The organism is Asticcacaulis sp. (genome assembly GCF_051956075.1).
In the GTDB taxonomy this organism is placed as follows: Bacteria; Pseudomonadota; Alphaproteobacteria; order Caulobacterales; family Caulobacteraceae; genus Asticcacaulis.
This window is the reverse complement of record NZ_JBQCGA010000060.1, coordinates 166,754-186,881: the sequence shown is the minus strand read 5'-3', so window position 1 is coordinate 186,881 and position 20,128 is coordinate 166,754. Positions and strand designations below refer to the sequence as shown.

Genomic DNA, 20,128 nt, shown 5'->3' with positions numbered 1-20,128 from the left:
CTATATAACGATTTGCCGCCAGGTTTAAAGAGAGGTCGCCGCGCGGGCCAGCACGCAGACCTCGACACTGGCGGCGCCGGCCTTGAGCAAGGTCTGCGCGCAGGCCTTCAGGGTCGCGCCCGTAGTGAAAACGTCATCGACCAGAACAATGCGCTTACCGGCGACCAACGCCTTCGCCCGCTCCGGCGCGGCGAAGGCGTCGCGCACCGCCCGCCAGCGCGCCTCGGCCCCCTTGCCCGCCTGACTGGTCGCCTTGATCCGGCGCAGCAGGTCCGGCGCATAAATACGGTTCAGCCGCCGCGCCACGGGCCTGGCCAGTTCGGCGGCCTGGTTATAGCGGCGATGACGCAGGCGCGATGGGTGCAGCGGCACAGGCACGATCAGATCAGCCTCCATCAGCAGGTCGCGCCCGGCCCGCTCCAGCCAGCGCGACAGCATGGGCGCCAGGTCCAGCCGGTCGCCATGTTTGAAGGCCAGAATCAGGTCGCGCGAAGCCTCGTCATAGAGACAGGCCGCGCGCGTGCGGGCGAACGGAAACGGCGTTTGCGTACAGGCGTCGCACAAACCGCCGACGCCCAGCCATAAACCGTTCGCGAACGGGCGCGCGCACATCGCGCAGCCTTCATTGTCCAGAAAATGCAACCGCGCCCAGCGTTCAGCCTCCAGCCCCAGCGCATCGCTGCCAGCAGGCGGATAAATGGCGTCGATCAGACGCGCGCCAAAGGCCCGCAAAGGCGCAAAGGACAGTCTTTCGCCGAGATAGGCCTTAACCTCGGCGCGCACATGACCTAAATGGGAGCTGAGTTTCGCCAAAGAGTCCCCCGCATGTCCGCCCCCCAGCTTTTCGACCGCGCCCTTCTGGCCCGCCGCCTCAAGCGCGCCGCCGCCTCTTTTGCGCAGGCCGCCTTTCTGAAAGAGCGCGTCAGCGAAGATATGCTCGATACGCTGGCGGCGATCAACCGTTCGTTTCCGCTGGCGCTCGATCTGGGGGCGCGCGGCGGCGTATTCGGACGCATGTTGCGCGACTCGCCCGTGGCCGACAAGGTCGGCTTCCTGATCGAAGCCGATCTGGCGACCGACATGCTGCCGGACGGCGGTGTGGCGCTCGATGACGAAGCCCTTCCCTTCGGCGACGACAGCCTGAACCTGATCGTGTCGGGCCTGAGCCTGCATACGGTCAACGACCTGCCGGGCGCGCTGGTGCAGATCCTGCGCGCGCTCACGCCCGACGGCCTGTTCATCGGCGCCTTGTTCGGCGGCGAGACGCTGAAGGAGTTGCGCGCCTGCCTGATGGAGGCCGAGATCGAGATTCGCGGCGGCTATGGGCCGCGCATCGCCCCGTTCGCCGAAAGCCCGGACCTGATCGACCTGATGAAGCGCATCGGCTTCGCCATGCCTGTGGTCGATTGCGACCGGGTCAGCGTCTCCTATGAACATCCGCTGCGGCTGCTGGCCGATCTGCGCCGCATGGGCGAGACCAATGTGCTGATGGAGCGACCGCGCAAGGGGCTGAACAAGGCGATCCTGACGCGCATGTGCGAGCTATATATCGAGCGCTTCTCCGACGCGGAGGGCCGTGTGACGGCGACCTTCGAGATCGTCACCCTGTCGGGATGGAAGCCGCACGAAAGCCAGCAGAAGCCCTTGCGCCCCGGCTCGGCGAAAATGCGCCTCGCCGACGCGCTGGGCGTGAAGGAAACGAAGCTTTAGCCGCCAACGCTCAGGTTCGGGTTCGTCGTATAGACGCCCGCAATTTCGGCCTCGGCCAGCACATGACCGGCTATGGCCCTTTCCGCCTGTTCGCCGCTGTAGCCGTCGGGCAGGTCCAGCGTGGTCACGTCCAGAGCATAGACCATGAAGCGATAGGTGTGCAGCCGCTCGTCATTGAACGGCGGACAGGGACCGTCATAGCCGTTGACGCCCTTCGCTCCAGCGCCGAAGCTGTTGCGGCCGATCTGGCCCGGCGGAGTCTCCCCCGGTTCTATGCGCGCAATGGCGGGCGGAATATCGACGATCAGCCAGTGATAAAAGCTGCGGCGCGGCGCCTCGGCGGGAATGACCTGACCCGGCTGATTGGCCCGACCGAAATCGGCGGGCACGTCGCGATCGACGACGATCAGGGCGAAGGACTGCGTATCGAACGGCGCGTTCTCCCACTGAATCGCCGGATTGAGATTGCCGCCGGGCTTTACCCCGCCTGAACCGTCCTTCGCGCAATGGGCGAAGCGCTCCGGAATGGCGGCGCCGTCCGCAAAGCCTTCGACCCGTATTGTAAGCGTCATGATCTGTCTCCTTGCCAACAGGGCGCAGGCTGCGACTTGCCGCAATAAGAAGTCAATGCGATGCTTCGATCAGAACCCGCCCGGCCCGCCGCTTGGTCCGCCATCCGGGGGGCCGCCTTCGCCGCCAGGGCCGCCGCGTCCGCGCCAGCCGCCCGGCGGCGGACCGCCCGGACGACCGCGGAAATCGCCGCGCTGCATCGGCTGACCGAACATGTAGCGCAGGCTGACCATAAAGGTGGCGCCGGGGTTTTCCGTGCGGCTCCAGCCATAGGCGACCGAACTGTCCTGCACGCTCTTGCTGACCGGGCCTAAGACCACATTGGACAGGTTGGCGGTCAGCACGAACTTGTTCTGGATGATCTGGTGCATCCAGGACAGTTGCACGGCCTGTTGCGCGGTGCGGTAGGTCTGCACACCGACAGTCTTGCCGCGATACTGCACGCCGAAAATCAGATTGTCCTTGCCGGTCACACGGTACATGACGCGCCCGTTCAGACTCGAATTCGGCCCCTGCGCGCGCTTGGGCAAATGCGTGCTGAAGTCGATATAGTCAGTGACGGTATAGCCGATGTTCGGGCTGAGGCTCAGGCGCAGCTTACGGTCAGCGGAATGGTAGTTGAGATTGCCGCTGAAGCCGTAATTACGCTTGTCCCCACTGTTTTCATAGGTGGTCAGGATGACGTCCGGCTGGCCCGACAGCGCCTGCTGCACCTGCTCGAAATTGCCGTTGGTGGCGTTGTAGTAGAACTGCCCCTGCCAATCGAACAGGGTTCCGTCGTGATTGATGTCGAAATCGTACTTGTCGGTCGTGGCCGAATGCAGGTTGATATTGCCCGAACGCGCCGTCAGCCCGTCCTCACTATAGACAATCTGCGGATCAAGCTGCGATCCTTGCGGACGCTGAATCTTGCGCGAATAGAGCAGCTTCAGCGTCGTCTTGCCGTCCGGGTCCAACTTGTACATCAAGAACAGATTGGGGGCGTAGTCGACCGAATCGCGCGTCCAGCCGTGCGAAGTCGCCTGCACCGGATTGTCCGAGACGATCTTCTCGTGCAGATTTTCGACGCGCAGACCCGCCTGGAAGCTGAGACGCCCGAACTGACGCTGATAGGTCGCATAGGCGGCGCTCAGCACCTGATCGTCGTTAAACTGCGTCACCGACGAGGCGCGCGGCGATTGCGGCGGATCGACCGGATGGTCGAGGGTCAGGGACTGATAATTATAGCTGTCGCTGACATTGTGCTGCACATCCCAGCCCAGTTGAATCTGCTGCTGGGTTTTGTCGTAATCGCCGAGCGGATGCGACCAGTCGCCGCTGAATTCGTCGATATAGGTCTTCGACTTGCGCGCGCGTGTCGTGAAGGTGTCCGCCTTCGTCGCGGTATTGTCGATATTGCGCGTATAGGTCACGCCCTGACTCAGATTGGAGCTGTGCGACAGCGCCATCTTGAAGTCCTCGGTCGAACCGACCTGACCGCGATGATCGTAGGTCAGGCGCGCGTCCATATTTTCGACCGGCGCGGACGAGTCGGACAACCGTGTGATGTCGCTCACAAGGTTGTGCGCCCCATCGTAAGTCCTGGTTTGGGTGCTGTCCGTCGATGTGCTGTGGCGACGTGAATAGCTGAGATCGGCGGTCAGGTCGGAACTGTCGTCGATATCGTATTCGGCGCTCATATTGGCCGAAACGCTGTCGTTCTTGGAATGCGTAACCCGGTGCTGCACGTTTTCGCGCACGACGGCGCCGGTCGCCGGATCCAGCGTAGAGATGTCGCTGTCGCTGACCGATTTGCGGCTGCCGCCGGTCGATCCCCCGCCGCCGCCGCCGCGACCGCCGCCGCCCCGGCCCGAACCGATATTGACGCCGCCATTCAGATGCAGCTTGCCGATATTCTTGCCGGTGCGAAAATTGACGCCGTTGCGGCCCTGCGTCCCCAGGGTGACATTGACCATGGTGTGCGGCTTGAGGCTGCGACCACGCTTCATGACGATATTGATGATGCCGCCCGCCGTGTCGGCGCCATAGGCCGCGCCGGGATTGGGGATGACCTCGATGGACTCGATGTCGTCGGCGGGCAGGCTTTGCAGGGTGAAGGCGCGCTCGTCGCCCTGCATCTGCGCCGACTTCTTGCCGTTGACATAGACCTGCACGCCGGAATTGCCGCGCAAACTCACCGTGCCGTCATTATCGACGGTGACGCCCGGCACATTGTTCAGCACGTCCGAAGCCGCGCCGGTGGCAGCCTGGGGATCCTGCGTCACATCATAGACGTCGCGGTCGATCTTGTGCTGGATCAACGGCTTTTGCGCCGTCACGGTCACGACCGTCGTGCCCTCAGCAGATTGGCCGTCAGGCTTTTGATCCGATGGCGCAGACTTGTCCGATGACGAAGACTTGTCCGATGACGAAGACTTGTCCGGTGACGAAGATTGGGCGGCGTCCTTGGGCGGCGGCGCTGTTCCAGAAGACGAGGATGAGGCGGAGTCGGATGAGGTATCTTGCGCTTGCGCCTGAGCGGCTATGGGCGCAAGCGACAGGAGCGCGATCAGACTGACGGCAAGAGGTTGTGGTTTCATGTTCTGGTCAATTGTAAGATTATTTTGTTATCTTAGCTTTGCACGAACAAGAACACATTCTCCGTCTCAGAAAATATCGAAGTTGCAAAAAAAAGACGTTTCGTGATTGAAATTTTTATTTGCCACCTAAGTGTGGCCCGCCTTTTTTGCTCATCTTTCCCAGTCTAAACCCCTACCCCATTTGTAACCGTAAAAGTTTCACACCATGCGGCGGTACGGTTTGCTCGATTCGACCGCTCATGTCGCCGAGTTCCGCGCTCGCCCAGACATCGCGCGCCTGTACAGCCTCATTTATGTTCAGGCGGTTCAGGTCAAACCCAATTTGCAACGGCTTATCGGCGGTATTGAACAGGGCCAGATAAGCGCTGTCGTCAACGCGCGCGCTCCATATGCGGGCGTCGTCCTGCAGGAACCACGGCTGATTGCCCTGTCCGCGCTGGTTGATGGCCAGAATATCCGGCTGCGTCAGCAGAGTCAGGGTCGCGTCGTCAAGGTGGCGCAGATCGCCGCCCATGATCAGGGGCGAGCGCGCCATCGCCCACAGGGTCATCAGGGTTGTCTGTTCATCAGGCGAGAATTTTGTGTCGCGCTGGCCAAGCGCCAACCGCCCCAGCGGCAACATATCGGCGTCCGGCCAGGCGCCGGGGCTGCGGTGGTCGTTCCAGTTTTCCAGCCGGGTGAACTGGGCCTTCAACAGCGGCCATTCGTCCCAGAAATCGTCGCTGATGCGCCACATCTGGGCAAACCTGCGCACATGGTCGGCGCGCGCCACCGGCGTTTCGCCGGGCGACAGGCTGAGGATGATCGGACGGCCCGTTGCCTGAATCGCCTTGTGCGCAGCCTCGATTTCCGGCGCATGGGCGTCATAGGGACGGCTCATATCATCCATCTTGACGAAATCGACGCCCCAGGACGCATAGAGGGCGAATACGCTGTCATAATAGGCCTGCGCGCCCGGCTTGCTCATATCGACGCCGTACATGTCCGGGTTCCACGGGCAGGTGCTGCGGGTATCGGCGATGTCCTGCGCGCGCAGTTGCGTTCCCAGCACCGGCAGGTTCTTTTCAACCGCCAGCCGCGGAATGCCGCGCATCAGATGGATGCCGAATTTCAGACCCAGGGCGTGCACTTTATCGGCCAGAGGCCTGAACCCCTGCCCGCCCGCTGCAGACGGAAACCGGTTCGGTGCGGGCAGAAGCCGCCCGTACCCGTCCATGGTCGGAACCGGATGGGCGCTGTAGGCGTAACCGTCCGCCGCCGATTCGTACCATTGAATATCGACGGTGAAGACATTGTAGCCGGAAGGCAGCAGTTTTTGCGCCATGATAGCCGCGTTTTCCAGCGCCTGCGCCTCGGTGATGGTGGTGGCGAAGGAGTTCCAGCTATTCCAGCCCATCGGAGGGGTTGGCGCCAACACCTCGCCCGAACCTGCTGGCGCCGCCGCCTGTGCGCCAAGCGCGATCTGTGCGCCGATCAGGCCCGCTCCGCCCGCCGCCAGAAAGCCGCGTCGGCTGGTTGTCTTGACGTCACGCATCATCATCTCCCTCAAAGTTATTAGTCTGACAATTAGATGGGTTTGACGCGAAAGGCAAATTGACTTTGACGGGCTGCGGCGCTAAATCCGGGATTTGTCAGACTTTTGCAAAATCACAGGAAACGCTTCATGACTCTGCGCCTTATTCAGATTGTCAGCCCCAGCAAGGAACGCCAGGTACTGGCGGGCGACGATGCGGGCGCCTTCCATGTCGTCGAAGGGTTCGCGTCCACCTATGATCTGGCGCGCGAAGCGATCCGTTCAGGCAAATCTCTGGCCGATATGGTCGCGGCCCAGCCGAAGGGCGAGGCGGTCGATGTCGCCGTCGCCCTGTCCGAAGGCCGCGTGCTGGCGCCAATCGACCATCCCGATGCGACCCACCTGCACGTCACCGGCACCGGCCTGACCCATCTCGGCTCGGCGGAAGGCCGCAACAAGATGCACGCGAAAGCCGAGGCGGAAGGCGAAGCGGCCCTGACCGATTCGATGAAAATGTTCCTGATGGGCGTCAAAGGCGGCAAGCCCGCCGCTGGCGAGACCGGCGCGCAGCCGGAATGGTTCTACAAGGGCAATGGCCATGTGCTGGCCGGACCGACGGACGCCTTGAATTCGCCCGCCTTCGCGCTAGACGGCGGCGAGGAACCGGAAATGGCCGGGATCTATATCATTGGTGACGACGGCGCGCCCTATCGCCTCGGCTTTGCGCTGGCCAACGAATTTTCCGACCATGTGACCGAAAAGGGCAATTATCTGTGGCTGGCCCACTCCAAGCTGCGTCCGGCGTCACTGGGCGCGGAGCTGCGCGTCGGCGAACTGCCGCAGCATATCGAAGGCATGGCGCGCATCCGCCGCGGCAACGAAACCGTCTGGGAAAAGCCCTTCCTATCGGGTGAGGACAATATGTCCCATAGCTTCGCCAATCTGGAGCATCACCACTTCAAATATGGCCTGTTCCGCCAGCCGGGCGATGTGCATGTCCATTGTTTCGGCACCGCCACCGCCTCGTTCGCCGATGGCGTCAAGACGCAGGACGGCGACGTGTTTGAGATCGAGGCCAACGTCTTCCGCTATCCGCTGGCCAATCCGCTCAAGACGCTCGACGACGAGACGGTCGCTATCAAAGCCTTATAATTTAAGGTGAAACTAAAGTTATAACAAAAGATAAAACAGGAGAGAATTATGGCCCAACCGTCGCGCAGACAGCTTCTGATGGCGGGGGCCAGCCTCGGCCTGCTCCCCGCTGTCGCCGCCGATCCTGTCAAGGCGGCGACCGCGTCGCGCATAGAAGCGTTTCCGCTGGAAGCGGTGACGCTGAAGGACTCGATCTGGAAGCGCGCGGTCGATCGCAACGCGCTCTACCTGCTCGAACTCGAACCCGACCGCTTTCTGCACAATTTCCGCGTCAGCGCCGGATTGCCTCCGAAGGGCGAGGTCTATGGCGGCTGGGAGGCGATGGGCATTGCCGGGCACAGCCTCGGCCACTACCTGTCCGCCTGTTCGCTGTTGCTGGCCCAGACGCATGATGAGCGCTTCCGCCAACGCATCGACTATATGGTCGATGAACTGGCCGCCTGTCAGGCCGCGCATGGCGACGGCTATGTCGGCGGCACGACGGTGGACCGCGACGGCAAAACAGTCGATGGCAAGATCGTCTTCGAGGAGGTGCGCGCCCACACCATCAGCAGCCACGGCTTCGACCTGAACGGCGGCTGGGTGCCGCTCTATACCTGGCATAAGGTGCATCAGGGCCTGCTCGACGCCAACCGTTACGCCGGGAATGCCAAGGCGCTCGACGTCACGGTGAAGATGTCGGACTATCTGATCGGAGTGCTGGGCGGACTGAGCGACGATGAGATGCAGCAGGTGCTGGCCTGCGAGCATGGCGGCCTGAACGAAACCTTCGCTGAAACCTATGTCCGCACCGGCCAGCAGCGCTTTCTCGATATGAGCAAACGCCTCTATCACAAGGCGATCCTTGTACCGCTGTCGCAGGGTCGCGACGAACTGGCGGGCAAGCACGCCAATACCCAGATTCCCAAGCTGATCGGTCTGGCGCGGCTTTATGAAGTGACCCATGAGACCGGTTATCGCGACACCTCGTCCTTCTTCTGGGACACGGTCGTGCATCACCATTCCTATGTGATCGGCGGCAATGCCGACGCCGAGCATTTCGGCCCCGCCGACGTGATTTCGCCCTACATCACCGACAAGACGTGCGAAGGCTGCAACAGCTATAATATGCTCAAGCTGACGCGGCATCTGTATCAATGGTCGCCGAACGCCAAATGGTTCGATTATTACGAGCGTACCCACCTGAATCACATCATGGCGCAGCAGGATCCCGACACCGGCCTGTTTGTCTATTTCATGCCGCTCTATCCGGGGTCGCAGCGCGTCTATTCGACCAAGTTCGACTCGTTCTGGTGCTGCGTTGGCACCGGCATGGAGAACCACGCCAAGCATGGCGACTCGGTCTATTGGCGAACCAAAACGGAAAAGGGCGACACGGTTTTCGTCAACCTGTTCATCCCGTCGCAGCTCAACTGGACTGACAAGCGCACGAAAATCGACCTCGACACGCGCTTCCCCGACGATGAGACGGTCACGCTCACCGTCACGCCGCCCGTCCATGGCGCAGAGTTTGAGCTGGCCGTGCGCCTGCCCGGCTGGTGCGCTAAGCCGACGCTCAGCCTTAATGGCAAGGCCGTCGCCCTGCTGCCGCGCGATGGCTATGCGCGCCTGAACCGGCGCTGGAAGGCCGGTGATACGGTCGTTCTCACCCTGCCGCAAAGCCTGCGCGTCGAAGCGACTCCCGATGATGCGCGCCGCATCGCCTATCTGAAGGGGCCAATGGTCATGGCCGCTGATAAGGGCGCGGCCAATACGGGCGATGCGCCGCGCGCGCCGGTACTGGTCGGGGACGACGCCCTGGCCGTGATCGAGCCCGCCACGCTGATGCTGAACGCCCAGCCGCAGGCCCTGCCGCTCAAGCCGTATTACGCCCAGTATCACCGCCGCTCCGCCGCCTATTTTCCACTGTTCACCGCCGAACAGTGGCGAACGGAGCAGGCCGTTTGGACGGCAAAAGAGGCGGCGCAACGCGAACTGGAGGCGCGAACCATCGACGACTTCCATTTCGGCGAAATGCAGCCCGAACGCGACCACGGTTTCGACACCGATATCGGCGAAGTCACCTCGCGCGCCGGACGCGCCGGACGCTGGGTCATGTGGACAACCGGCAAATATATGGCCTTCGACATGCAGGCTGAACCGGGCGCCGTGCTGCAAATCACCTATTGGGGTCAGGATACGCACAAGTCGTTCGATATCGAGGTCGATGGCAAGCTGTTGACACACGAAACACTGGCCTTCGATCCGGTCGCGGATTTCCGCATCGTCGATTACGCCTTGCCCCCGAACTCGGTTGAAAACGGCAAGATCCATGTGCGCTTCGTCACGCAGAACAGCGATATGGCCCTGTTCGAGGCCCGCACCCTGCGCGTCGCGGCTGCAAAGAAAGCCTGATCCGCCCCTTGCCGGGAATCGCTGCGCCGCACATAGTCATGGCGGTTTCCGGGGACGATCGACATGACAGGCGTGGTCATTCTGGCAGGCGGACGCGGCGCGCGTTTGGGCGGAAACAAGCCCTTCCATGCCTGGGGCGCGACGACTTTAATCGAAGCGACTTTGGCGCGGCTGGAGACGCAATCCGACGACATCGCCGTTAACGCCGGGGCGCTGGATGCGCCGCACGCCACGCGGCTGGCGGGGCTGGGCCTGCCGGTGCTGTATGACGATCTGCCGTGGCGCGGCCCGTTAAGCGGCGTGTTGAGCGCGCTGCAATGGGCGCTGCTTGGCGGTGAAACCTATGTTATAACCTGCCCGTGCGACATGCCGGGCGTGCCGGACGACTATATCGCCCGACTGGCGGCGGCCCCGGACGCAGCCATCGTCCATTATGGCGGCGCAGACAGCTATCCGTTGTGCGCGCGCTGGCGCGCCGACCTGGTGCCGGAACTGGAAACCGCCCTGAAGGCCGCGCCCGGCGGGCTGGGCGTACAGGCGTTCAGCGCCGCGCATCGACCGCTTATTGTCCCGGTCGCCGATCCCGCCGCCTTCGCCAATATCAACCAAGCGTGATGGCCTTGCGCTTGACGCTGCGCGACTGGCGATGATAGCGGTAACAAAATAAGGCCCGGAAAAGGGCGAGGAAATATCTCAGGAGATACCCATGTCGCGCCTGCGTCCCACGCTTTCGCTGGCCCTGCTGCTGGCCAGCGCCTCCGCCCTGCCCGCCCTGGCTGAAACCCCGTCGGCCTGCGCCGACAAGCCATGCGCATATCTCGATGCGTCGTTGACGCCGGAAGCGCGCGCCAAAGACCTCGTCTCGCGCATGACGCTGGACGAAAAAGCGGCGCAGATGCAGGACAACGCCCCGGCGATTCCGCGCCTCGGCCTGAAGCGCTACGGCTGGTGGAACGAGGTGCTGCACGGCGTGGCGCGCGCCGGACACACCACCGTCTATCCGCAGGCTATCGGACTGGCCGCGACCTGGGACGCAGGGCTTATGAACGACATCGGCAAGGCGATCTCCGATGAGGGCCGCGCCAATCACAACGCCGCGATGGCGCGCGATCCGTCCGGCACCGACCGCTATTACGGCGTCAACTACTGGTCGCCGAACATCAACATCTTCCGCGATCCGCGCTGGGGCCGCGGGCAGGAGACCTATGGCGAAGACCCGTACCTGACCGGTCAGATGGCGGTCGGCTTCATTACCGGCATCCAGCAACAGACGGACGGCGTGTTTGAGGGCGTGGCCACGCCCAAGCATTTCGCCGTCCATTCCGGCCCGGAGCCCCTGCGCCACGGCTTCAATGTGCCGGTGTCGAAGTTCGATCTGGAAGACACCTATCTGCCCGCCTTCCGCGCCGCCTTCACCGAGGGCCACGCCTATTCGACCATGTGCGCCTATAACGCCACCGACAGCTTCCCGATGTGCGCCAGCCCGCTGCTGGCCGACCGCATCCGCAAGGACTGGGGGTTCAAGGGCTTTATCGTCTCCGATTGCGACGCAGTGGACGATATGGTCACCGGCCACAAGTCGGAACCGGACGCGGCCCACGCGGCGGCGGCGGCGGTCAAGGCGGGAACCGACCTCGATTGCGGCGCGACCTACGCCGCCCTGCCGCAGGCGGTGAAGGAAGGGCTGATCAGCGAGGCGGAGGTCGATACGTCGCTGGAACGACTGATGGTCGCCCGCATCCGCATGGGCCTGATCGACGGCAGCCTCTACGACCACATTCCGGCCAGTGACCTCAATGCGCCCGAACATCGCCTGCTGGCGCTGCGCGCCGCCGAAGAAGGCATGGTGCTGCTGAAAAACGGCGGCGCCCTGCCGCTGAACGGCGTGAAAAAGATCGCCGTCATTGGCCCGAACGCCGACCTGCTGCAAAGCATTGAGGGCAATTACACCGGCTCGCCGCCCGATCCGTCCCTGCCCCTGCCCGCCCTGCGCGACGCCTTTGGCGCGAACAATGTGCTGTACGCCGAAGGCGCGCCGCTGACCGAGGGGATGCGGATGCCGGTGCCGGAAACCTATCTGAAACCGGCGGCGGACAGCGCCGTTCACGGCCTTACGGGGCAATATTTCGACAATACCAACTTTACAGGCCAGCCCGCCTTTACGCGCACCGACCGCGTGATCAATTTCGACTGGTATCATACCGCCCCTAAGGGCTTGAAGCCGCTTGGTTTTTCGGTGCGTTGGACGGGTGTTATAACGCCCCCGACGCCGGGCCGGTATCAGATCGGCTTCCGCATGACGCCCCCGCGTCCCGGCCAGCCGGAACCGAACGTCAAGGTGTGGATCGACGATAAGCTGGTCGTCTCGCCGGAACTGACCGGCATTACCGGCGCCCCGCCACCCAAGTGCAATTCCGGCATGTGCGCCCAACCCGGCCATCCGGTCGAGGTAACATTCGCCGATACGAAGCCGCACAGCATCCGCATCGACTATGTGCGCGCCACCGAAGACCGCGCCTCCTCTTTTGACTGGGTTGCGCCGTCCGACGTCCTGCGCGCCGAGGCCGTCGCGGCGGCGAAGGCCAGCGACGCTGTGGTCGCCCTTGTCGGCCTGTCGCCGGATCTGGAAGGCGAGGAGATGAAGGTCGATTATCCGGGCTTCCACGGCGGCGATCGCACAAATCTCGCCTTGCCGCAGGCGCAGCAGCAGATGCTGGAGGCGGTCAAGGCGACCGGCAAGCCGCTGATCGTGGTCTATATGACCGGCGGCGAAATTTCCGATCCGTGGGTCGAACAGAATGCCGACGCCATCCTGCAAGCCTGGTATCCCGGCGTCATGGGCGGTCAGGCGATCGCCAACACCCTGACGGGCCAGAACAATCCGTCGGGCCGCCTGCCCTACACCATCTATGCCGATATCAGCGAACTGCCGCCGTTTGAAAATTACGCCATGCAGGGCCGCACTTACCGTTATTTCGACGGCAAGGTCTTACATCCGTTTGGACAGGGCCTGAGCTATACGAGCTTCGCCTACGCTGCTCCGTCCCTGTCAGCGCCGTCGATCACAGCGGGCGCCCCTGTAACCGCTGCGGTTAAGGTCAGCAATACCGGCGCGCGCGACGGCGAGGATGTCGTCGAGCTTTACGTTAAACGTCCGGGCGCAGCGGGCCATCCGTCGCTGGCAGGCTTCACGCGCGTTCATCTCAAGGCGGGCGAAAGCCAGACCGTCACCCTGCCGCTCGACGCCCGCGCCCTGTCGCAGGTCAATCAGAACGGCGATCGCAAGGTCGTGCCGGGCGATTACGAGATCAGCCTCGGCGGCGGCCAGCCGGGCTATGCGCAGACCGTCAGCGCGACTCTGACCGTGACCGGCGCGGCCGATCTGCCGAAATAGCTTACGCATTCCTGAGCGGGGCGGGACGGTTTTCCGATCCCGCCCTTATCGCAGAGCGCCTAGACTAAGCGGCGACGTTCAGTAAAAGGAGGCGTCTCATGACGAGAAATTACGCTCAGGTTCCCCCCAATGCCGGCGCATCCGACAGCGGCCCGACCTATGAACCGCAGGTTACGCCGTGGAACCGCGACACCGACACCACCGGCGTCACCGAAACCAAGCCCGGCGAAGACTATGACTCAGAAGGCAAGCCGCGCGACCCCAAGGCGGTGCGCGACAAGAATGATAAGGTCTGGAACGATAAGGGCCTGACCCCGACCCACACCGAGGATGTCGGCGATAAGTCCTGACGACATAAGGACTTACGGTATTGAGCCCGGTCATATGACCGGGCTTTTTTGTGTTCGTTTTCTTCTCTTGTCGGCGAAATTTTTTATTTGTAAGACTAATTTTCAAAAATAAATACGCAGGGACTCTCGCTTCATGTTTTCTCAGGCTTTTCCGCGTCTTGGACTCGGCGCAGCGCCTTTGGGCAATCTCTATCGTCCTTTAAGCGATGCGGCGGCGGAAGCGACCCTGACGAGCGCCCTGAGCGCGGGGATCGGCTATATCGACACGGCCCCGCATTACGGGCAGGGGCTTTCGGAACGCCGTCTGGGGAGCCATCTGGGCGGCCATGTCGGCGCTTGCCTGCTGTCCAGCAAGATCGGACGCGTGCTGAAGCCGATTGCGCCGCCGCCGCCGGGAACGGAGCGGCACGGCTTTGTCGATGGCGACCCGTTCGAACCGGAGTTCGACTATACTTATGACAGCGTTATGGCGTCGTTTGAAAGCAGCCTCAAACGTTTAAGACGCGACCGCATCGATATCTTGCTGGCCCACGATCTGGGGGCTGTCACACATGGCGCCGAGCATCCGCGTCACCTGCGAGATTTTCTCGATGGCGGCTACCGCGCCATGCGCAATTTGAAAGATCAGGGCGTGATTTCGGCCATCGGCCTCGGCGTCAATGAAAGCGAGATCATTGAAACCGTGCTGGGCCATGCCGATCTCGACGTGGCGATGCTGGCCGGACGCTACACCTTGCTGGAACAGGGGGCGCTCGACACGTTTCTACCCTTGTGCGAACGTCGCGGCGTCCAGGTGATCGCCGCCGGACCGTTCAATTCCGGCCTGTTGTGCGGCGGCGCAACCTATAATTACGCCCCCGCGCCCGAAGCCCTCCGCCAGCGCGCCGCCGCTCTTGACGCGATCTGCGCCGCGCACGGCGTCCCCCTGCCCGCCGCAGCCCTGCAATTTCCTTTGGCGCATCCGGCGGTCGCCGCCGTTGTGGCCGGTATGGCCTCGCCCGATGAGGTCCGCGCCAATGTCGAGATGATGGCGATGACGATTCCGGCTACGTTATGGAGCGATCTGAAAGCCGAAAATCTGCTGCGCGCCGACGCGCCGACGCCGTGAAAGGCCTCAGGCGAGGGCGATATCCATCCAGATCATGCGCGTCTCACCCGCCTTCAGGCATTTCATGCCGGAATTGGGCTGGTTGAACGGATCGGGCATGTGGTTGACCGGTTCGGCGCAGAAATAGTCTTCGCCCAGCGGCACATAGATGTGCAGCCAGTGGCAATCGGGCGAGGCGCGCAGAACATGGGTGAGATTCTGCCCCTCAAAGACCTCGGCGCGGCCATGAAAGCCTGTGTAGCAATTGTCGATCAGCTTATCGAACTTCAGCGCGTCGCCATGCGTCCAGTCCTTGAACAATACGCCCGCATGCCAGTTGCGCGGCAGCACCTCGTCGTCGGAAATCCATACGCCGTCGACATGCGCCTTGAGCCGCGTCTGGTCCGTCAGGTTGAAATAGGGATGAAAACCAAGCCCGGCGGGCATATGACCGCGCGACAGGTTGGTGACATTGAGATAGACGCGCAGGCCCTTGTCGCGCAGTTCGAACACCTGTGTCGCCTCGTAATCCCACGGCCATTCGTCGGCGCCGTGGCGATAGCTGAGGACGGCGCGCGAGGCCGACGCCTCGACCACCCGCCAGGCATTGCGCCAGCCCTGGCCGTGCAGGGTGTGCGGGCTGTCGCCGAGATTGGGAGAAAGCTGGACCTTGTGGCCTTCGACGACGAATTTTCCGTCGCGAATGCGGTTGCAGAACGGGACCAGTGGAAAACAGGACGATTGCAGCACGTCCGTCGCATCGTCCGGCGTTGGTCGCATGACGTCGGCGCCCTTGTGCGTGAAGCGCGCGATCGAGCCGCCGAGATCGGGATTGAGATCGAGGACGCTGTCCCCACAGCTTAAGCGCAGCATTATCCTGCCTTTCGTCGCTTAAAATAGCAAAGGGGGCGGAGTCCGTGGCCGAACTCCGCCCCCGATTTACGCAAAGCCTAGTCTTTCTTCCACAGAGCCTCGATCTCTTCGAGGCGGCGGTTCTTGGTTTCCGGCACGAACTTCCAGACGAACAAAGCGGCCAGGACCGAGCAGACGCCATAGACGTAGTAGTTCAGGCCGTGATTGAACATGGCGTTGATGTGGGTATCGCCGTCAATGACCTTGAACGACGCGGTGACGACGTAGTTGGAGATCCATTGCGCGCCGACGCCGATAGCCATAGCCGGGCCCTTGATCGAGTTCGGGAACATTTCCGACAGAAGCACCCACACAACCGGACCCCACGACATGGCGAAACCGGCGATGTAGAGAATGGCCGAAAACAGCAGCAGATTGCCTTCGGTATGGTTCTGGAACAGAATGCCGAGCGCAAACATGGCCACCGCCATGATGATGGCGCCAAGGATCAGCAACGGCTTGCGGCCCCACAGATCGACGGTGAACAGGGCGACGATGGTGAACAGCACATTGGCCGCGCCGACGATCACGGTTTGCAGAAGCGCCGTATCGGTGCCGGAGCCCATATTCTTAAACATCAGCGGCGCATAATACAGCACGGCGTTGATGCCGACGAACTGCTGGAAGACGGACAGCAGTACGCCGACCAGGATCACGCCGACTCCGAAGGAGAACAGCTTGCCCGAATGTTGCGCCAGGCTGGCCTTGATTTCGGCCATTGTGATCTTGGCCTCGTCCTCGCCGTCGAGCTGGACAAGAACCTTCATCGCCTTGTCTTCCTTGCCCTTCATGACGTACCAGCGCGGCGTGTCCGGCATGAACAGGGCCGCCAGGAAGAACAGGGCCGCCGGAATCGCGCAACTGGCCAGCATGTAGCGCCAGCCGGTGCTGAGGACGAAGGCGTCGTTATTGGCGCCGCCCATCTGAGCGATTTTGAGGTTGACGAAATAGACGAGCAGCATGCCGCCGACGATGGCGACCTGCTGGAAGGTCACGAGCAGGCCGCGCTGCTTGGCGGGCGCGATCTCGGCGATGTACATGGGCGAGATCAGCGAGGCCATGCCGATGGCGACGCCGCCGCAGAAACGGTAGATCATAAACGGCGTCAGAGCGTGAACGCCCAGGCTGCCCGGACCGCCGAAGCCCGTTTCCGGATAACCGGCCAGGATTGACGAGGCGAAGAAGATGACGGCGGCGATCAGCATGCCGGTGCGGCGGCCCAGAGCGGTGGCCAGCGGTCCGGCGACCAGCGAACCGGCGAAACACCCCCACAGGGCGATGCCGACCGCGTTGCCGGTCATGGCGTTGCGCGCGATTTCGCTGAGGTCGGCGCGCGGCTGAACGAAATTATGATCGATGGCGTCGACAGCGCCGGAAATCACGGCGGTGTCGTAGCCGAACAGAAGCCCGCCCAGAGCCGCGCCGATGGCGAGCCCCATGACAAGACCCATGTTCACGGTCTTCGTGGTTGAGGACATCCTCAAATTCTCCCTACCTGCGGGCGTGGCGCCCGGACCTTAAATTCACGGCTTATGTGGCTTTACGGGTTCTCATCGCCCGCTCGTGTTTATACTGCCGCTTAATGAACTCTTAATGGCAGCGTGTCGGACGCGCAAGCGTTCCTATCCAAAGAAGCGAGATATTTTAAGGCTTTGCGCCCGCTTTGATGTCAAAACGGACGCATTTTTGTTAACGCTACCAAGGTTGCGGCGCAACAGACCTAGTGGTTATGACGCGGCATTTTCTCGGCGATGCGTTGATATTTCAGGGCCGGTTCCATGACGGCCCCCGTGTGCAGTTGCGAGACCGTGTCGCGGTAAATCTCCTGCCACACCGTCATCGAGGCCGGAATCGGCGGAAGGCCGTCTTTTTTGCGTTCCGCAATGACCGCGTCGCTGACCAGCATATTGCACTCGCCCTTATTGAGATCGATGCGGATGATGTCGCCGGTGCGTAAGTAAGCAAGGCCCCCGCCCGCCGCGCTTTCCGGCGAGGCGTTGAGGATGGAGGGCGAATCCGATGTGCCGGACTGTCGCCCGTCGCCCAGCGTCGGCAGCGAGGTGATGCCCTTCTTCAGCAGGGCGTCGGGCGGCTGCATATTGACGACCTCGGCCGAACCCGGCCAGCCGATCGGACCGGAACCGCGAATGACCAGTATGGTGTTCTCGTCGATGCCGAGCGATTCGTCGTTAATACGCTTGTGATAATCGTCCGAGCCATCGAACACCACCGCCTTGCATTCAAAGACATTTTCGCTGCCGGGCTTCGACAGGTAGCGCTGGCGGAACTCGTCCGAGATCACGCTGGTCTTCATGATGGCGACGTCGAACAGATTACCCTTCAAGAGCAGGAACCCGGCGCGCTCCATCAGCGGTTCGGCCACCGTGGTGATCATTTCGCGATCCTGCGTTTCGCGGCCTTCGATATTTTCCGCGATGGTCTGGCCGGTCACCGTGCGCGCGGTTCCGTCGAGGCGGTTGGCGACCAGCAGTTCGTGCAGGATGGCCGGAACGCCGCCCGCGCGGTGGAAGCGCTCGCCTAAGTACTTGCCAGAAGGCTGCATGTTGAGGATCAGCGGAATATCGTGCGCGGCCATCCAGTCGGCCTCAGTCAGCTCGACCCCGGCATGGCGCGCCATGGCGATGATATGCGGCTGGGCGTTGGTCGAACCGCCCATGGCGGCGACCGCGGCGATGGCGTTCAGGAAGGAGGCCTTGCTGAGAATCTTCGACGGCTTGAGGTCTTCATAGGCCATTTCGACGATGCGGCGGCCTGTTTCATAGGCCATTTGGGCGCGTTCGCGATAGGGGGCCGGAATCGCCGAACAGCCGGGTAAAGACAGGCCAAGCGTTTCTGCGACGGCGTTCATGGTCGAGGCCGTGCCCATGGTGTTGCAATGACCCGCCGACGGCGCCGAGGAACAGGCGGCGTCGAAAAACTCTTCTTCGGTGATCTTGCCCGCCGCCAGGGCGCGGCGCGAGCGCCAGATGACCGTGCCGGAGCCGACAAGCTCGCCATTATGATACCCGTCCAGCATCGGCCCGCCCGACAGGACGATGGCCGGAATATCGACCGCCGTTGCGGCCATGATGCCCGCCGGAGTCGTCTTGTCGCAGCCCGTGGTCAGCACCACCGCGTCAAGCGGATAGGCGTGCAGGATCTCGATCAGGGTCATCATCGACAGGTTGCGGTCGATGGCGGCGGTCGGTCGGCGGCAGTTTTCGAAGATCGGATGCGTCGGGAACTCCATGCACACGCCGCCCGCGTCGCGGATACCTTCGCGCGTACGCTTGGCCAGTTCGAGATGGATGCGGTTGCACGGGGCGATATCGCTGCCCGACTGCGCGAAACCAATGATCGGACGGCCCGAACGCAGCTCCTGCGGCGTGATGCCGTAGTTCATGAAGCGCTCCAGATAGAGCGCCGCCATGTCGATATGGCCGGGAGCGTCGAACCATTCCTGCGAGCGGAAGCGCCCGTTCGGCGTATGGGGTTTGCGCGTATCAGACATCTGCAATCTCGTTTTGTTTCTGGCCGGGAATATCGACATCGAAGCGGAACAGGCCCCCGGCCAGGGGCTGGGCTTTCAGGTCGTCCGCCGACAGGCCCTTGGCGGCGGTCGTGGCATAGACGGTTTTCAGATCGGGACCGCCAAAGGCGATCTTGGTGACATTGGAGACGGGAAAGCGCACCTTGCGTAACAGGCGTCCGTCCGGCGCGTAGCAATTGACGCCCCAGCCGAAGAACAGGGCGTTCCAGACATTGCCCGCCGAATCGACGATCGGGCCATCCATATAGCCGTCGCCGTGCGCTTTGCGCGTCTCCAGCTCATGCGCGTAGCACGGCGCGCTGGCGACATCGGCGGGTTGGTCGGCGTCGAGGCGAGCAAACACGCGCTTGTTCGTGATCTCGCCATCGCCGCTCAGATCAAAGGCGTAGATGATCTTTTTCAGCGTGTCGTTGTGATAGAGCGTCCTGCCGTCGGGGCTGACCGCCGGACCGTTGGTGATGACATAGTCGTCGTCCATGACCTTGAGGCCGCGCGCATCGAGGCGGTAGAGCTTGCCTGTGGAATGTTCCTCAGGGTCGTGCATCGAGCCGAACCACAGGCGGCCCTGATGATCGACATAGCCGTCGTTCAGGCGGTTGTCGGGAAGGCCCGGCTCGACATGGCTGCGAAGCGTGAAATCGCCGGTCTGCGGATCGAAATCGTAAAGCCCGGTCTTGCAGCCGACAATGAAGCCGCCGCTGCGTTTCGGGACCAGAAAACCGCAGGGCGACGGGGCGGTATAACTTTGGTAAGAACCGATTTCGGCGTCGTAACGATGCACTTGGCTCTGTTTGATGTCGACGAACCAGACGGCCTTGTCGCGCGCGCTCCAGACCGGGCCTTCGCCCAGCGTGGCCTTGAGATCCCAGACGCAGACAGGTTGGAAAAGATCAGTCATCGACGCCTCTGTCAAAGTC

The 20,128-nt window shown here is 62.5% G+C and carries 15 protein-coding genes; 7 read left to right on the top strand and 8 right to left on the bottom strand.

What is annotated here, in order from left to right; all coding sequences use genetic code 11:
* Window positions 1-24 precede the first annotated feature (24 nt).
* Window positions 25-813, bottom strand: a complete 789-nt coding sequence (locus tag ACTHLA_RS16165; protein WP_440191740.1) for a ComF family protein — start codon at window positions 811-813, stop codon at window positions 25-27.
* A gap of 12 nt (window positions 814-825) precedes the next feature.
* Between ACTHLA_RS16165 and ACTHLA_RS16160 the strand changes: the two genes are divergently transcribed.
* Window positions 826-1,710, top strand: a complete 885-nt coding sequence (locus ACTHLA_RS16160; protein ID WP_440191737.1) for a class I SAM-dependent methyltransferase — start codon at window positions 826-828, stop codon at window positions 1,708-1,710.
* Here the strand turns inward: ACTHLA_RS16160 and ACTHLA_RS16155 are convergent.
* The 3 genes from ACTHLA_RS16155 to ACTHLA_RS16145 form a co-directional block, all read right to left on the bottom strand.
* The gene (locus tag ACTHLA_RS16155; protein ID WP_440191734.1) at window positions 1,707-2,282 is read right to left on the bottom strand and encodes a YbhB/YbcL family Raf kinase inhibitor-like protein; all 576 of its coding nucleotides are present in this window, start codon (window positions 2,280-2,282) and stop codon (window positions 1,707-1,709) included. The genes ACTHLA_RS16160 and ACTHLA_RS16155 overlap by 4 nt on opposite strands.
* Window positions 2,283-2,351: 69 nt before the next feature.
* Entirely contained in the window at window positions 2,352-4,859 is a 2,508-nt protein-coding gene (locus ACTHLA_RS16150) for a TonB-dependent receptor (protein WP_440191731.1), read from the bottom strand.
* Between the two features lie 172 nt (window positions 4,860-5,031).
* Window positions 5,032-6,393, bottom strand: a complete 1,362-nt coding sequence (locus ACTHLA_RS16145; protein WP_440191728.1) for a glycoside hydrolase family 27 protein — start codon at window positions 6,391-6,393, stop codon at window positions 5,032-5,034.
* 129 nt (window positions 6,394-6,522) lie between these two features.
* On the opposite strand from ACTHLA_RS16145, the gene araD1 reads away from it, so the two are divergent.
* The 6 genes from araD1 to ACTHLA_RS16115 all read left to right on the top strand — a co-directional run bounded on the left by araD1 (window position 6,523) and on the right by ACTHLA_RS16115 (window position 14,770).
* Complete coding sequence (gene araD1, locus ACTHLA_RS16140) at window positions 6,523-7,524, top strand: AraD1 family protein (protein WP_440191725.1); 1,002 nt, start codon at window positions 6,523-6,525, stop codon at window positions 7,522-7,524.
* 48 nt (window positions 7,525-7,572) lie between these two features.
* Entirely contained in the window at window positions 7,573-9,918 is a 2,346-nt protein-coding gene (locus tag ACTHLA_RS16135) for a beta-L-arabinofuranosidase domain-containing protein (protein ID WP_440191722.1), read from the top strand.
* 63 nt (window positions 9,919-9,981) lie between these two features.
* Window positions 9,982-10,533, top strand: a complete 552-nt coding sequence (gene mobA, locus ACTHLA_RS16130; protein ID WP_440191719.1) for a molybdenum cofactor guanylyltransferase — start codon at window positions 9,982-9,984, stop codon at window positions 10,531-10,533.
* 91 nt (window positions 10,534-10,624) lie between these two features.
* The gene (locus ACTHLA_RS16125; RefSeq protein WP_440191716.1) at window positions 10,625-13,312 is read left to right on the top strand and encodes a glycoside hydrolase family 3 C-terminal domain-containing protein; all 2,688 of its coding nucleotides are present in this window, start codon (window positions 10,625-10,627) and stop codon (window positions 13,310-13,312) included.
* A gap of 98 nt (window positions 13,313-13,410) precedes the next feature.
* Complete coding sequence (locus tag ACTHLA_RS16120) at window positions 13,411-13,662, top strand: hypothetical protein (RefSeq protein WP_440191713.1); 252 nt, start codon at window positions 13,411-13,413, stop codon at window positions 13,660-13,662.
* A gap of 133 nt (window positions 13,663-13,795) precedes the next feature.
* Window positions 13,796-14,770 carry an aldo/keto reductase gene (locus ACTHLA_RS16115; RefSeq protein WP_440191710.1) on the top strand — a complete coding sequence of 325 codons (975 nt, stop codon included), beginning with the start codon at window positions 13,796-13,798 and terminating at the stop codon, window positions 14,768-14,770.
* Window positions 14,771-14,776: 6 nt separating this feature from the next.
* Here ACTHLA_RS16115 and ACTHLA_RS16110 read toward each other — a convergent pair whose 3' ends face one another.
* From ACTHLA_RS16110 to ACTHLA_RS16095, 4 genes are all read right to left on the bottom strand, one after another.
* The gene (locus ACTHLA_RS16110) at window positions 14,777-15,622 is read right to left on the bottom strand and encodes an aldose 1-epimerase (protein ID WP_440191707.1); all 846 of its coding nucleotides are present in this window, start codon (window positions 15,620-15,622) and stop codon (window positions 14,777-14,779) included.
* Between the two features lie 77 nt (window positions 15,623-15,699).
* Window positions 15,700-17,139 (bottom strand): sugar porter family MFS transporter, encoded by a 1,440-nt coding sequence (locus ACTHLA_RS16105; protein ID WP_440191703.1) that lies wholly within the window; start codon window positions 17,137-17,139, stop codon window positions 15,700-15,702.
* Window positions 17,140-17,381: 242 nt separating this feature from the next.
* The gene (locus ACTHLA_RS16100; RefSeq protein ID WP_440191700.1) at window positions 17,382-19,172 is read right to left on the bottom strand and encodes an IlvD/Edd family dehydratase; all 1,791 of its coding nucleotides are present in this window, start codon (window positions 19,170-19,172) and stop codon (window positions 17,382-17,384) included.
* Window positions 19,165-20,109: an SMP-30/gluconolactonase/LRE family protein gene (locus ACTHLA_RS16095; RefSeq protein WP_440191697.1), complete on the bottom strand. Its 945-nt coding sequence runs from the start codon at window positions 20,107-20,109 to the stop codon at window positions 19,165-19,167. Before ACTHLA_RS16095 ends, ACTHLA_RS16100 begins: the two co-directional genes overlap by 8 nt.
* Between the last annotated feature and the right edge of the window lie 19 nt (window positions 20,110-20,128).